Annotated in this window: 12 protein-coding genes; all 12 read left to right on the top strand. The window is 57.7% G+C overall.

Features of this window, described 5'->3' with window-relative positions; translation table 11 throughout:
- Positions 1–9: 9 nt before the first annotated feature.
- Complete coding sequence (locus tag ACJ8IP_RS21770) at positions 10–2,127, top strand: peptidase domain-containing ABC transporter (RefSeq protein ID WP_164107270.1); 2,118 nt, start codon at positions 10–12, stop codon at positions 2,125–2,127.
- A 70-nt stretch (positions 2,128–2,197) separates the two neighbouring features.
- Positions 2,198–3,292 (top strand): efflux RND transporter periplasmic adaptor subunit, encoded by a 1,095-nt coding sequence (locus ACJ8IP_RS21765; RefSeq protein WP_233092779.1) that lies wholly within the window; start codon positions 2,198–2,200, stop codon positions 3,290–3,292.
- The gene (locus ACJ8IP_RS21760; protein WP_147881122.1) at positions 3,282–5,240 is read left to right on the top strand and encodes an ABC transporter permease; all 1,959 of its coding nucleotides are present in this window, start codon (positions 3,282–3,284) and stop codon (positions 5,238–5,240) included. The genes ACJ8IP_RS21765 and ACJ8IP_RS21760 overlap by 11 nt, the downstream gene beginning before the upstream one ends.
- Before the next feature lie 26 nt (positions 5,241–5,266).
- On the top strand, positions 5,267–6,616 hold the full coding sequence (locus ACJ8IP_RS21755) for an efflux transporter outer membrane subunit (protein ID WP_164107268.1): 1,350 nt from the start codon (positions 5,267–5,269) through the stop codon (positions 6,614–6,616).
- Between the two features lie 2 nt (positions 6,617–6,618).
- Positions 6,619–7,887: a beta-ketoacyl-[acyl-carrier-protein] synthase family protein gene (locus ACJ8IP_RS21750; RefSeq protein WP_164107267.1), complete on the top strand. Its 1,269-nt coding sequence runs from the start codon at positions 6,619–6,621 to the stop codon at positions 7,885–7,887.
- A 5-nt stretch (positions 7,888–7,892) separates the two neighbouring features.
- Complete coding sequence (locus ACJ8IP_RS21745; RefSeq protein ID WP_033652196.1) at positions 7,893–8,135, top strand: acyl carrier protein; 243 nt, start codon at positions 7,893–7,895, stop codon at positions 8,133–8,135.
- Positions 8,136–8,681: 546 nt separating this feature from the next.
- Complete coding sequence (locus ACJ8IP_RS21740; RefSeq protein WP_033644811.1) at positions 8,682–9,230, top strand: tyrosine-type DNA invertase; 549 nt, start codon at positions 8,682–8,684, stop codon at positions 9,228–9,230.
- A gap of 482 nt (positions 9,231–9,712) precedes the next feature.
- The gene (locus ACJ8IP_RS21735) at positions 9,713–10,228 is read left to right on the top strand and encodes a fimbrial protein (protein ID WP_033652146.1); all 516 of its coding nucleotides are present in this window, start codon (positions 9,713–9,715) and stop codon (positions 10,226–10,228) included.
- Positions 10,229–10,315: 87 nt separating this feature from the next.
- Positions 10,316–10,993, top strand: coding sequence for a fimbrial biogenesis chaperone (locus ACJ8IP_RS21730; RefSeq protein WP_033644813.1), 678 nt, complete (start codon positions 10,316–10,318; stop codon positions 10,991–10,993).
- A 105-nt stretch (positions 10,994–11,098) separates the two neighbouring features.
- Positions 11,099–13,648 carry a fimbria/pilus outer membrane usher protein gene (locus ACJ8IP_RS21725; protein ID WP_123061941.1) on the top strand — a complete coding sequence of 850 codons (2,550 nt, stop codon included), beginning with the start codon at positions 11,099–11,101 and terminating at the stop codon, positions 13,646–13,648.
- A 10-nt stretch (positions 13,649–13,658) separates the two neighbouring features.
- Positions 13,659–14,717, top strand: a complete 1,059-nt coding sequence (locus ACJ8IP_RS21720; protein ID WP_198793380.1) for a fimbrial protein — start codon at positions 13,659–13,661, stop codon at positions 14,715–14,717.
- 60 nt (positions 14,718–14,777) lie between these two features.
- Positions 14,778–15,305, top strand: a complete 528-nt coding sequence (locus ACJ8IP_RS21715) for a fimbrial protein (protein WP_223145411.1) — start codon at positions 14,778–14,780, stop codon at positions 15,303–15,305.
- Positions 15,306–15,323 lie beyond the last annotated feature (18 nt).

Raw genomic sequence — 15,323 nt, 5'->3', positions numbered from 1 at the left:
TCACTACGCATGGAAAACACCCTCCCTACGCCGGTCTTGCAGAGCGAAATCAATGAATGCGGGCTGGCCTGCATCGCCATGCTGGCGGAAACGCAGGGCGTTCGCGCGCCATTGACGGAACTGCGTGAGCGTTACCCCGCTTCGCAACACGGCACTTCGCTGGCGACGCTGTGCGCCATTTTAGGGGAGCTGGCGTTGCCGGCTTATCCGGTGGCGTTCGAGCACCAGGATCTGGCGGCGCTGCCTTTACCGGCGATTCTGCATTACGGCGCGGGCCACTATGTACTGCTGGCATATCGTCAAGGCGGTTACGTGTGCGTAATGAATCCGGCGTTGGGGCAACAGCTGCTGCCGTACGCCGCCCTGAAGGCGGAAATCAGCGGCTACGCATTGGTGCTCGATCGCGACGATTTACCGTCCACCGCCCCCGCCGCGCGGAGCCGCCGACGCGGCGCTTTCGCCAGTTTAAGCCTGAAGGATACCGCCGGCATCGCCGGCATTTATCGCCTGGCGGCGATGACGTTTCTTATCTCGCTGACGCTGTTCATCATGCCGATGATGGTCGCCAGCGCGATCAATCAGGTGTTCGCCATGGCCGGTGAGGTCGCGTTTCCTTACGCCTACTATCTGCTGGCGTTTGTGGCATCCACGGCGCTGGCCCTGATGGCGCGCATCATCACCGAGCGTTTTATCAAAAACTTCGTGTTGCTGCACGGCGCCGCCGGGTTTTCTCGCCTGCTGGAAAATTCGCTGAATTTCTTCAGCAAGCGCGCGCCCGGCGAGATTTTCAGCCGTTTCACCAGCTGGCAGATGGCCGCCGGCCAGAAAATCGAGCTGGATAACGGCCTGCGCACCGACTGGATCATCGCTGCTATCGCGCTGGCGGTGATGGGCTATTTGAGCCCGATGTTGGCGCTGGTGCCGATTGCCGGCGTACTGCTGATGGGGGCGATCAGCGTTTGGGCCATTTATCGCGATCGCCACTTCACCCAGCAACTGCAGGTGAGAGGGGCGGCGCAGAATGATTTTATTCTGGAAACCATTCAGGGGTTTTCGACCATCAAGTCCGCCGGGCTCGCCGGCCAGCGGCAAGAGGGCTTTGCCGAGCATGCCCGTTCGCTGTTCAACTGCCTGCAGCGGCAAAAAGTCTATGAGCAGGTCAAGGGCAGCATTTATCAACTGATTGGCAGCCTGGAAATGGTGGTGTTCATGCTGCTGGCGCTGCCGCTGCTAAAGGGGGGCGAACTCAGTCTGGGGGCATTCTTCGCCTACAGCTTTCTGCGCGAAATCTTTACCTCTTACACCAGCAAGATCTTTTTTGCCGTCCTGCAGAAAAACCAACTGCACGTGATCGATGAGCGCGCGCGGGATCTGTTTCCTGCCGTATCTCTGCGTACTGGGTCTGGCGACGAAAGCGTGAACCATTTTGATGTGCAGTTGGCGTATCGGGGGGTGAGCTTCGCGTACGACGCCGGCCAACCGGTTTTGCGCGACCTCTCGCTGACGCTGGAACGGGGCGAGTGTATCGCCATCTGCGGCGGTTCCGGCGCGGGCAAGAGCACCTTGCTGAAGGTGCTCGCCTGTCTGCTGACGCCGCAGCGGGGGGAACTGACGCTGGATGGCCGCGTGCTGGCTAACGCCGCCGCGCAGCGGCTGTTCTTCCTGCAAAGCCAGGAGGACATTCTGTTCAATGCCTCGGTGTTGCAAAACGTCACGCTGTTCGCCCCGTCGGCGCCGGGCCAGCAGAGGCAAGTGGAACAGGCGCTATGCAGTTTGGGGCTGGCGGATGCGGTGGCGCAACTGCCCGGAGGCGTGAACGCTCTGGTGCGAGAGAGCCATGCCGGGTTGTCGCTGGGGCAACGGCAGCGTCTGTTGCTGGCGCGTGCCATGTACAGCCGTTGTCCGGTGTTGGTGCTGGATGAACCGACGGCGAATCTGGATGAAAAAACCGCTGCGGCGGTGATGTCGGCTCTGGTAGCGCATTGCCGTGAGAAGGGTAAAATCCTGGTGACCGTGACGCATAACCCGCGGCTGCTGCCGTTGTTTGATCGGGTGCTGCACTTGTCGCAGGGCCGGTTGTTGGCCGCCGTCGACACCAGGATGAATGACTGTGCTGAGGTGGAGTGACGTGCCCGGAAAGAAACGCTGGCGGCGTGTGGCGCTGGTGGCGATCGTGTTGGGGGGGCTGGCCGGCGGGCTGTTAGGGTTGAATCGGGCGCCTGACCTATCACCGCCGCAGACGGCGCGCGTCGATCGCGGCGACATCGAAAAAAGCGTGTTGGCTACCGGCATTTTGAAACCGGCCCGGCAGGTGAACGTTGGCGCGCAGGTCAACGGCCAACTGAAAAAACTGTATGTCAAACCGGGGGACAGAGTGGCTCAGGGCCAGCTGTTGGCCGAGATAGATCCGACGTTGCAACTTAACGAACTGCGCAAGTCGCAGGCCGAATTACGCAGCGCACAGGCGCAGAAATTGGCGAGTCAGGCGCAGCTCAAGCAGTACCAACTGGAGTTGACGCGGCAAAGGGCGTTGGCGCGAGATCGTGCCGGCGTGGCCAGCGATTTGGAAAAAGCGCAGGCGCAGCACGACGCGCAACTGGCGCAGTTGAAAGTGAACGAGTCGCAGATCGTTCAGGCCGAAGTCGCGCAGGAAACGGCGAGAGCCAACCTGGCTTTTACCCGTATTACCGCGCCTATCGACGGCGAAGTGCTGGGTATTGTCACTCAGGAAGGGCAAACCATCGTCTCATCGCAAAGCGCACCGACCATTTTGGTGATGGCAGACGTGGATACGATGATGGTGCATACCCGCATATCGGAAAATGACATCTTGCAGGTGAGGGCGGGGCAGCCGCTGTGGTTTTATGTCGCCGCCGATCCCCGCCGCCGATATGAGGGGGTCATGGGGGCGATACAGCAAGCGCCGGCAGAAGCGCTGGAAGCCGATCCGCTGGGCAGAAATTCAAGCCAGCAAACGGCGGCGGTGTATTACAACGGCGTATTTGCCGTCGCCAACGGCGAACGTCGATTACGCACCGCGATGACGGCGCAGGTATTCATCATTACCGAACGCGCCACGGGGGTGGTGCGGTTGCCGATGGCGGCATTGGGAGAGGCACTGGATGGCGAGCGCTATCAGATCAGAGTGTTGGAAGGCCAGCGGGTTGTCGCGCGCAGCGTGCGCATCGGGAAGCGCGATCGCCGCTATGCGGAAGTGTTGGAAGGCGTGAGAGTGGGTGAACAAGTGCTGCTGGAACACCAGCCAGATACGGAGGGTGAGCATGTCAGCTAGCACGGATCCCATTATCGTTTTGGAGAACGTTTCGCGCGAGTTTCAAGCCGGAGAGCAGAAAATCACGGTCCTCAAACGCGTTTCCCTGAGCATTCAGCGGGGAGAAATGGTCGCTATCGTCGGCGCCTCCGGCTCCGGAAAATCGACGTTGATGAATATTATCGGTTGTCTGGACAAGCCTTCTCAGGGGGATGTGTACATCAACGGGGTGGCGATTGGGCAAGCCGACGGCAATCGCCTGGCGCGGCTCCGCAGTCGGCATATCGGCTTTATTTTCCAGCGCTATCATCTGATGCCCTATCTGACGGCCGGTGAGAACGTGGCGATCCCTGCATTGTATACCGCCATGCCGGCCGCCGAGCGCCGCTTGCGGGCCGCGCATTTGTTGGCTCGCCTCGGGTTGGCGCAGCGCGGTGGCCATCGTCCGGCGCAGCTTTCCGGTGGGCAGCAACAGCGGGTCAGTATTGCCCGAGCTCTTATGAACGGCGCGGAAATCATTTTGGCCGATGAGCCTACCGGCGCGTTGGATAGCGCCAGCGGTCAGGCGCTGATGGCCATTTTGCATGAGCTGAACGCTGTCGGACACACCGTGGTCATCGTGACGCACGATCGGCGGATCGCCGAGCAGGCGCAGCGGATCATTGAGATCGGCGACGGCGAGATCGTGGCGGATCGTCGCCACGATGCCGCCCGACAGCGTTTTGCGTTCGAGAGGCCGCTGGCGTTGGCTGCGCCGCTGAAACGCATGAGCCCTTGGGCGGCGCTGCGAGAGGCGCTCGGCATGGCTTGGCGGGCATTATTAGGGCATCGGGTTCGGGCATTATTATCAATGCTCGGCATCATCATCGGCATTGCGGCGGTCGTTTCCGCCATCGCCATCGGTGAAGGCACGCGCCAAAGCATCCTCAGGGAAATCAGCCAGCTCGGCTCCAGCACGTTGGACATTCGTCCCGGATTGGGATGGGAAAAAACGCGTCCCGATTTTGCGCGTTCGCTGAGTGCGCGGGATGCAGCGCTGCTGGCGGCCTTGCCTTATGTCGACAGCGTTTCGCCGGTTATCAGCACTCAACTGTCGGCCGTGCGCGAAGGCAAGCAGGTGCCGCTCGCCGTGATGGGCGTCGGCGAAGGGTATTTCCGCACGCAGGGCATTCGGCTGCTTTCCGGTGGCCTGTTTACTGCGCAGGATCTGAGTGACCGCGCACCGGTGGCGGTGATCGATCCCTTGCTGCAACAGGCTCTGTTTTCTTCCCGGCAAGATCCGGTGGGCGCGGTTTTGCTGATCGCGGGTGTGCCTTATCGGGTGATCGGCGTCGCGCAGCGCCGCGGCGCCCAATACGCCGGTTCTCAACCGCTTGCCTGGCTGCCCCATACCTCCCTGACTGGCCGCATCGCCGGCGATATGCCGCTGGAATCGATTGTGATGCGAGTGAATGAAAAATTGACGTTGGAAGCGGCAAGGCGGGATGTGACCCGGCGTTTGACCGTAGAACATGGCCGGCGGGATTTTTTCACGCTGACTGACGATCAACTGACGCAATCCATTCAGCGTGCCTCCGACTCCATGCGATTGCTGATTACCGCGATTGCCGCCATCTCGCTGCTGGTCGGTGGGGTGGGGGTGATGAACATCATGTTGGTTTCGGTGACGGAACGAACCCATGAGATCGGCATTCGATTGGCGGTGGGCGCCGCTGAGAAAGACATTATGCGGCAATTTTTGATTGAGGCGGTGGTGATCTGCAGCCTGGGGGGCGTGTTGGGGATCGCCTGCGCCGCGCTGGTTAAAGGGATTCTGAGCGGCTTGGCGCCGCAGGTGACGATGATCTTTACCTGGCCGCCATTGCTGCTGGCCTGCGGGTTTTCGGCGTTGATCGGCGTCGGGTTCGGCTTCTTTCCAGCCCGTGCCGCCGCGCGCCTGCAGCCGGTGGAGGCGTTGGCGCGAGAATGAACCGACTTTTGATTTATGGACTGGTCATGCTGTCTTTGAGCGCTTGCGGAGGGCGGCCGATCGACGCCACGGCGCCACCGTCGTTGCCGCAGCAGTGGCGCGTGGTCGATGAACGTTCCGGTTCATTGCGGGCAGGCGTCGCCTGGTGGGAAAACTTCAATGATCCGCAGCTTTCCTCGCTGATCGATGGCGTGCTCATCGCGAATCAGGATCTGGCGCTGGCTGGATTGCAGTGGCGTGAGGCGATGTTGGAGGCCGGGTTGGTAGCCGGCAATGCGACCCCCGACCTGGCCGCCAGCCTGAGTGGCCGCAATACCAAGGCATTGCGCGGCGCGGCGCGGCCGCAAGAAAGTTACCGCGCAGGGCTGTCACTGAGTTATGAACTGGATTTATGGGGCAAGCTGGCGCGCATTCGCGAGCAGGCTCAGTGGCTGGCCGTCGCTTCGGAGTTGGATCGGCGCAATACCGCGTTGACTTTGATCGGCGCTACCGCTCGCGGGTATTGGCAGATCGCCGATTTGAATCAGCAAGTCACCCATCAGCAACAGGCGGTGGCGTTCGCGCGTGAGACTGTACGGCTGGTGGCGGCACGTCACACCGCCGGCGACGTCGGCCGATTCGAGTTGTTGCAGGCGGAGCAAAACCTATTGGCGCGTGAGAATCAACGGGATGAACTGGTACGGCAGCGGGAAGACGCTCGCAACTCGCTGGCGCTGTTGTTCGGCCGTTCACCCTTGCTGCGATACAGCGAAAGGCGAGCGCTACCGATCAACGAGGTGCCCATTGCGCCACGTCTGCCGGCGGCGGTGATGGCGCGACGGCCGGATGTGCAGGCGGCGGAGCGGCGCCTGCGGGCGGCGCTGGCCGGTGCGGAGGCCGCTACATTGCGTTTTTATCCGGCGCTGAGTCTGGATGCCGCACTGGATGCCGGCAGCGGGCTTTTCCGCCAATGGTTCAGTGAACCTTCGCGCTCGCTGGGCGCGACGTTGACGCTGCCGTTCATCGAGTGGCGCAAGATGCGCTTGTCCAGCGACAAAGCGGCGTTGCAGGCGCAGCGCGCGGAGATTCAATTTCGCGATGCGGTTTACCGCGCGCTGGCTGAGGTAGACAGCGCCATGCGGGAACGTCTGGAAGCGCAGCGGCAAATCGGCAATCAGCAGCGGCATCTGGCGATGGGGCGACAAGCCGTGGCATTGGCCCGCCATCAATATCAGGCCGGTTCCGTCGCGCTGCAAACGTTGCTGGACGCGCAAGAGGCGGTGTTAGCCAGCGAGAATTCACTGTCGGCACTGCAATATCGCTACCTGAACGCCACGATGCAGCTCTGGCTGGCGCTGGGCGGCAACGAGGCTTTCGCATCCGGGCAAGGGGAGTAAGCATGGACAAAGAACGGAATACAAGACGCGTGGTGGTCACCGGTTACGGCGCCGTCACCGCGCTGGGTGGCAACGCGCCGCAAAACTGGCAGGCGATCATGGCCAACCGTTTGGCCTATCGCTATCACGATAAATCGGCGGCGGGGATCCACGCGCGCTTTTTTGCTTTGCTGGAGGCCGAACCGGCGTTGGAAGGCGTTGCCGCGCGGGTAAGCCGCCGGCTGCCCAGATTCGCCAGGCTGGCGCTGGTCGCCGCCTCGGAGGCGATCGACATGGCGTTTTCATCTGGCCACGTGAGGCCCGGGCATTTTTATTCGTCGTTGGACTGCGGGGTGATTATCGGCAGCGGCTGGGGCGGCCAGGATGAGATCATGCAAAACAATGCGGACTATCTGCAATCCGGCATGGGGCAGCTGTTTGGCTGTTTTCACGCAATGCCCAATATTGCGACCGCCATATGCGGCCAACATTGGCAGTTACGGGGCTATCAAAGTTCGCCGGCGGCGGCCTGTGCGACCGGCGGCATCGCGATTGGCGATGCGTTTGAGGTGATCCGCAGCGGCCGTGCTTCAATGATGTTGGCCGGCGCGTCGGAATCACTGAGCGGCAATGGCGCGATATGGAACATCGACGCGTTGCGTTTGCTGAGTCGGGAGCAAAAGGATATCACCAAGGCCAGTTGCCCGTTCAGCCGGGAGCGCAGTGGCTTCGTGTTGGCGGAAGGGGCCGCCGTGTTGTGTCTTGAGGAGCGAGAGGCGGCTTTAGCGCGCGGCGCGACAATACTGGGGGAGGTCAAGGGATACGGCAACTTTTCAGACGCTTTTGACCTCACCGCACCGGCGGAGGATCCGCAGGCCAAGGTGAAAACCATTCGATGGGCTCTGGAACAGGCGGGGCTAGGCAATCATGAAATCGACTATATCAATGCGCATGGCACGTCGACGGCGCAAAGCGATGTGAACGAAACCGCTGCGATCAAGGCGGCTTTGGGGCGCGATGCTTACCGCACACCTATTTCCAGCACGAAATCCTATACCGGGCACTTGCTCGCCGCATCCGGCAGCTTTGAGGCGATCGTCTGCCTACAGGCGTTGCAGCAGCAAATGATGCCGGCAACCTGCCATTTGCACGAGAGCGATCCCGAATGCGATCTCGATTATATCCGCGAGGGGCATCGTCGCGGTCGTTTGCGCAATGTCATGAGTCTCAACTTCGGTTTCGGCGGTGCTAATGCAGCGCTGGTATTCGGCAATCACAATGGAGAATGGTAGGGCATATGGAAAAGTATCATCGATTGTATGGGGCGATTTGCGGCCTGTTGTATGAAGCCAAAGGATTGGACAGAACGCTGCTATCGGCCGATATGCCGCTGCAACAGTTGGGGTTGGACAGCCTGGATTATATGGAGTTGATGCTGCTGGTTAGGCGTGAGTTCGGCATTACGCTCAATGCGGAAATGTTTATCGAACGGCCTGACCTGACCCTTGGCGAGCTGTGTCACGTTATGACCAGTCAATAATTCTCCCCCCCAGGCGGCCGTGTGCGGCGGTCAGACCTGGGTTATTCCCCATCGTGACTTTTATTTCCTCCTACCCTGACCTTTCCTCTTATCGATTCACATAAAGATTAATACTTATCGGTTTGGTTAAGATACGTTCGCGCCGGCGGATTTATTTCGTTTTTTTACGAGCCGTATAACGCTTTGAAACCCATGGCGCCTCGCGATTTTATTAGGATTTTTCTTTGTTTTGTCGGTTTGTTTGCCAATTTCAGCGCATGTGTGAAATGGAAGTATTAACGCAAACTAAAGTGAATCGGGAAGTATGCCGTCCTTATTATTTCTGATGGTGGCAGTTGAGCTGCGGTTTCCATTAATGAGGGGGCCTCAAGGGGGGCGCTGAAGGGGGGATTAATCCCTGTACACTGTTCGCGTTTGGCAAATCCGTTATACTCCGCGCTGGATGCAGGAACCTATCCATAGCCAGGGGAAACCCTGAGTGTCCATTGTGGTGATGTAAAAGGAAAATGACAGCCACATTTTTCCGATCAAAGTAATAGAGGTTGTATGTCTAATCGTAAACATCTGACGCCTTCTGAAGTGGAGAGACTGCTTGAGGTCACGCTGCATGGAAAGAATCCAGAACGCGATTATTGTCTGATTTATATGTGTTTTATTCATGGTTGCCGCGCCAGTGAAATTGGGGGATGGCGTTTGTCGGATATCGATCTGGAAGGCGGCAACATTTATGTTCATCGCTTGAAGAATGGTTTTTCCACGGTGCATCCGCTTTATCTGCGAGAAAGGCAATGTTTGCGGCGTTGGCTGGATAAACGCCGGCAACACCGCTGGGCCGATCAGGAATGGTTATTTCTTTCCAATCGGGGCGGGCGTTTGTCGCGCCAACGTATTTACGGCCTGCTTCGTCATTACAGTAAGGTGGCGAAACTGGAGATTAACGCCCATCCGCATATGCTGCGGCATGGTTGCGGATTTGCGTTGGCGGACCGAGGTATCGATACCCGATTAATTCAGGATTACCTCGGGCACCGAAATATTCAGAATACGGTGATTTATACCGCCAGTAATGCACAGCGCTTCAAAGAAATTTGGTAAGCGCGATTTAATAGAGTAACGGCAAGGAGTCACTTTGAACTAAACTGAAACATACTGTAAGGACGCGTAAAAACAATGTCAATATTCCTACGCTCACTTTCCCTGATAAAGGAAAATCTTATTTAAAAACATGGCGTTGTGTTCATGTTTCATTTCTTCCGCACTCCAGCCATCTAAGCAAAATCCTAATAAAAGAAAAGTCAGTTTAAATCAATCGGCCAATCCCTTGGTTTTTTGGTCTGATTTGAGGTTATTTTGTTTTCTATTTGGCTTTAAATTCTGTCTTTTATTTGTTTTTTGGTTTTAAAAACCAAAGGAGTCACTTTAGTTCAAAATGAATCGTTTGGGTGAATAAGCCTTAGGCCATCAATAAGTTTGGTCAAGGGTATTTGCTCTTCGTGGAACTAAATAAAAGGGAATGACATTAAGGATATGTCGGAAATAAAACCATGCATATTTTGCATAATTTTAAGGAAAGTAGGATGAAAAAGAATCTGCTGGCTGTAGCTGTTTTGACCGCGTCTGCATTTACCACCTCCGTATTTGCCGCTGATGGCAAGCTGAATATCACCGGTAGCATCACCGATCAGTCGTGCACCGTCGATCCGGACTCCCAAAACAAGCAGGTCGCTCTGGGTAAGATCGCCAAAGATGCGTTTATTCAATCTAATACTGCAGGTGCCAAGGCATTCAACCTGGTGTTAAAAAACTGCCCGGCGACTGTCACCGGCGCCACCGTGCGTTTTGACGGCACTCAAGTTCAGGGCCAGTCCGGGCTGTTGAAGCTGACTGACGCCGCCGATGTTGCTGGTGGCGTTGGCGTACAGTTGCTGGATGATGCCAGCAACGTGCTCAATATCGGCAACGATTCCCGCGTATATACGCTGGCAGAGAACAAAGACAACGTTCTGGGCTTTGTGGCGCGTTATTACGCTTACGATACCGTTTCCGTCGGTAGCGCGAACGCCACCGCCAACTTCACTATCGCCTATCAGTAAATTCACGCCGTTATATCGGCGTGAGCGTTAGAAAAATGGGCCAGAGGCTGCGTCTCTGGCTCTTTATTCATCGGGGAAGATAACAAAATGAAAGCGGGATATTTTGCGCTGACGGCAGCGTTATTGATGGCGCTTTGGGCTCCGGCTCAGGCCGGCGTGATCGTGGGCGGGACACGGCTGATATACGACGGAGGTAAAAAAGAGTCCGCTCTGAATATCAATAATCCGGATGCGGTGCCTTATTTGATCCAGTCCTGGGTCGATGCTCAAGAGGGGGAAAGCGCTAAAGCGCCGTTTATCATCACCCCACCGTTGTTTCGCTTGGACGGCGGCCAAAATAACCTGCTGCGCGTAGTGCGTGCGGGCGGCAATTTGCCGACGGACAGAGAATCGCTGTATTGGCTGAATGTGAAGTCTATTCCTTCGGTAGAAAAGAAAGAAAACACGCTGCAAATTGCGATCAAGACCCGCATCAAGCTGATTTATCGTCCCCAGGGACTGGCCGGCAATCCGGAAGAAGCGGCCGGCAAAGTAACGTGGCGGCGCAGCGGCGATCGGCTGCAGGTGACCAACCCTTCACCCTATTACCTCACCTTTTTTAATTTGAAGCTGAACGGCAGTGCCATTACCGGCAACACCATGGTTGCGCCGCAAGCTACCGCCAGTTTTCCGTTACCGACGGCGCAGGGTGGGGGAGGCAGCCTGAGCTGGCAAATCATCAACGACTATGGCGGAACCGGCCAGACCTATACCGGCACGTTATAGCCGGGCCGCGATGCGTGTTTTTTGGCCCCGGAGTAACGCTGGGGCCGGCGTTCGGCTTACCTGAATTTTAGGCGGCTGAGCCAATCGGGACAGGGAGTTAAAAGGATGAATAACCCGAATAGCATTGGTTTACCAGGGACACGATCGATTTTGGCCGGTTTGATGTCTTGCCAGGTGGCGCTGCTTTATCCAATCGGTGCAGCGCATGCGCGTGATTACTTCAACCCGGCGCTGTTGGAGATTGACAACCCGGCGCTGCGCGGCGCCGATCTCTCCGTATTTGAGGAAAACAACAGCCAGGCGCCCGGCACTTATCGGGTCGATCTTTACCTTAACGGCGAACAGGTTGACAGTCTCGACGTCGAGTTCCGGCTGATGCCGACGGCTGGCGGAAAGCAAGCGCTGCAGCCTTGTTTCAGCGCGGAAAAATTGGCCGAATTGGGGGTGAGAGTCTCCATGTTCCCGGCGATCGCGGCGGAGGAGCGCTGCGTCAATCTGGCGCAGGCCATTCCTCAGGCTTCGACGGTGTTCCAGTTTAATCAGCTGAGATTGAATCTGAGCATTCCGCAAGCGGCATTGAACTTAAATGCGCGCGATTATGTTTCTCCGGATAAATGGGACTCCGGCATACCGGCGCTGTTGGTCAATTACAACTTCAGCGGCGCCAATAGCCAAACACGCGGCAGCGAACGGCAGAACAACAATAACTATTACCTCAATTTGCGCTCGGGCATCAACTGGGGCGCCTGGCGTTTGCGTAACTATTCCATCTGGAATCACTACACCGGCGGCGCTTCATCCTGGCGTTCAATCAATACCTATCTGCAGCGCGATATTGTTGCGTTGCAAAGCCGCCTGACTCTGGGCGACAGCACAACGTCCAGCGAGGTGTTCGACAGCGTACAGTTCCGCGGCGGGCAATTGGCTTCTGAAGATGACATTCTGCCGGACAGTATGAAGGGCTACTCGCCGGTGGTGCGCGGGATTGCGCGCACTAACGCGCAAATCGTGATCCGGCAAAACGGCTACGTGATTTATCAAAGTTATGTGCCGCCGGGTGCGTTTGAAATTACCGATCTGTACCCCACGGGCGGCAGCGGCGATCTGAACGTCAGCGTGCGCGAGGCTGACGGGCAGGAGCAACATTTCGTGGTGCCTTATGCCGTGGTGCCGGTATTGCAGCGTGAAGGGCGTTTCAAATACAGCCTGACCAGCGGGAAATACCGTTCATACAGCGGCGGCGTTGATGAACGTCCGTTCAGCCAGGCCACCGGCATCTACGGTTTGCCGTGGGGGGCCACGTTGTACGGCGGCGTGCAAGCCGCCAGTAAGTACCAGTCTCTGGCGCTGGGGTGGGGGCAGAACATGGGGGCGGTGGGGGCGCTGTCCGCTGATGTCACTCAGGCATGGACCAAGCAGGAAACTCGGCCGAAAGAGCAAGGGCAATCATGGCGCCTGCGTTACGGCAAAAACTTCATTGAAACCGGCACTAACTTCAGCTTGGCCAGCTACCGCTATTCCACGCGTGGTTTTTATAACCTGCAAGAGGCGCTGGAGAGCTACGGCGGCAACAGCGCGATCTATAACGATCACAAAAAGAGCCGTGCCGAGTTGACGATGAGCCAGAGCCTGTGGGATCTGGGAGGAACGCTGTCGCTCAGCCTGTTTAACGAAGACTACTGGAATGACAATCGTCGTTCGCAGTCGGTCAGCCTCAGCTACAACAACAGTTGGGAAGCTGTCAGTTACGGACTGAATTACACCTTCAGCCAGAACGGGTATGACAACAACGGCAACCGCAGCAATATTCGCGACCATATCGTGGCCTTCAACGTCAGCGTGCCGCTCAGCAAATGGCTGCCTGGCAGCTACGCCACCTACAACATGAACGCCAGCCGCAACGGCGCCACCAGCAACAATCTTGGGTTGAGCGGCACCGCTTTGCCGGGCAACAACCTGAACTACAGCATCAGCCAGGGCTACACCGGCAGGGGCGTGGGGGCGAACGGTAATATTCAGGCGGACTACAAAGGCGCCCTCGCCGAGTGGAACCTGGGGTATGGCTACGATCGCCATCGCCAACAGGTGAGCTACGGCGTGCAGGGCGGTGTTCTGGTGCACCAAAACGGCGTCACGCTGTCGCAGCCGCTGGGCGATACGGTGGCATTAGTGCAGGCGCCCGGCGCTTCAGGGGTGGATGTTTTGAACCAGACCGGGGTCAGCACCGACTGGCGCGGCTATGCGGTTGTGCCTTACCTGACGCCTTATCGGCGCAATATCGTCGGCCTGGACGGCGAGTCTTTCGCCGAGGATGTCGATATGACGCTGAGCAGCCAAACGGTGATCCCAACCCGTGGCGCCGTGGTGCGTGCCAGCTTCAATCCGGATGTCGGTGCCCGCGTGTTGCTGACATTACTGACGCGCAGTGGCAATCCGGTGCCGTTCGGCGCCACCGTCAGCAATCTCAATAGCCCCTCTGATAATGCCGGCATTGTCGGTGACGGCGGGCAGGTTTATTTGGCCGGCATGGCGGAGAGTGGCCGGCTGCAGGTTAAGTGGGGCAATGACGCGGCTCAGCAGTGTCAGGCTAACTATCAATTGGCTAATCAGCCAGAGAGCGGCGGAATACGTCTCGTTAACGGACTGTGTTTATAAGGTGCAGACAATGGCGACAGGAATATCGATTCAACGCAGGGCGATCGCCGGTGGGCTGCTGGCGTGCGCAATACTGGCTGTACAGCAGGCGCAGGCGGCGCCAGGGCAGTGTACGCCGATATCAGGAACGCACGGCTTTTCATTTGCCTTTTCCCCAAGCTTAAGCGACCCATCGCAAAACGTGACGGGGCGGATTATCAAGAACGCGGATAAGAACGCATGGAACTTGCCCGGTTCGTATTATGTGAAATGCGAATGTACCGCTCGCACGGCTTCTTACATCACCGCCAAAATGCTGTTGACCAACCCGGTATTTCAGGAGGGCGGATTGACGTATTACGCGTTGAACGAATATCTGGGCGTCGCCAGCGAGGTCTTCGTGGCGGGGCAGCGCAATGAATACCTTGCTGCACCCTTTACCAATGAGACTAACCGTAAGACCAGCATGGATGGCGATGATGAATCCTGTGCCCGTTCGCCCTACAACAGCGGCGCGCGTGGGCGCATTCACCTGTATTTCCGTCGGCCCTTCGTTGGCGTGACGGCGATCCCGAATACCCGACTGGTGGAAACGTATGTATCGGTAGTGAGTGGCGTGAAAAGCGATACGCCGGTTTCCACCATCTCTATGAGCGGTACCGTCACCGTGCCGCAGAGTTGCGAGATCAGTCCCCAGACGGTGATGGTCGACTTTGGCGATATCGTCAGCACCCATTTCCAAACGAAAGGCGCGATGCCACCTCGTTTCACACCGGAAGAGAGAACGCTGACGCTCTCTTGTCGCAATATTTCCGAGGGCGTCAAGGTCAGCCTGTCATTTCGCGGCGAGGCCGACGGCAACATGCCGGAGGCGCTGAAGACCAGCAACCGCGATATCGGCGTGATGATTAAGGATATGCAGGGCAATGTGATACGGCCGCAGAGCGGGCGCTTGCCCATCGATGACTTCTACTATCCCGACCAAAGCGGCAGTTCGCGGATCAGCGTATATCCGATCAATACCACCGGGCAAGCCCCTTCAGTGGGGCAGTTCAATGCCACGGCAACCATTCAGGCCGAAATCCAATAAACGGATATTTCAACGGCAGCGGGCTGACGGGCCCCTGCGTTTAACGACAAGGAGCAGATTATGGTGAAAATGTGTAATCGTTTTGGCTGCAACCTGGCGCTGACCGGCGCGTTGCTTTTGAGCGTACCGGCGGCGCACGCGGTATCGAAAATAGTGATTAGCGGTAACATTAAAGCCGCCCCCTGCGAAATCGACGGTGCGAACGGCACTGTGTCCGTCAATTTGGGAGACGATATTTCCGCTGCTACCCTGGCGACGTCCGGGGCTTTCAGCCCCTGGATAGAGTTTCCTCTGACGTTAAAAAACTGCCCAAGCACCACCACCTCTGTCGTCGCGACCTTCAGCGGGACGCCCGCCGAGGAAAGCGCCAGCTTGTACAAGAGCAACGGCGGCTCTCGTCGGGTGCAAATTGAGTTGCAGAATAGCCAAGGGGCCAACCTGGGCAATGGCAAGAGCATGACGCAACTGGTGGATCGCGCGACGAATAATGCCAGATTCGATTTGCGTGCGCGGGCATACAGCACCCATGGCGGATCGACGCCAGGTTCAATAGACGGCGCTCTGCAGGTCACTTTTGTCTATCAGTAGGCAATGGGACAAAAGGGC

It is taken from the genome of Serratia sp. CY52157 (genome assembly GCF_052168495.1).
Classification (GTDB): domain Bacteria; phylum Pseudomonadota; class Gammaproteobacteria; order Enterobacterales; family Enterobacteriaceae; genus Serratia; species Serratia ureilytica.
Note: the sequence above shows the minus strand (reverse complement) of the source record. Positions and strands in the feature narration are given on the sequence as shown.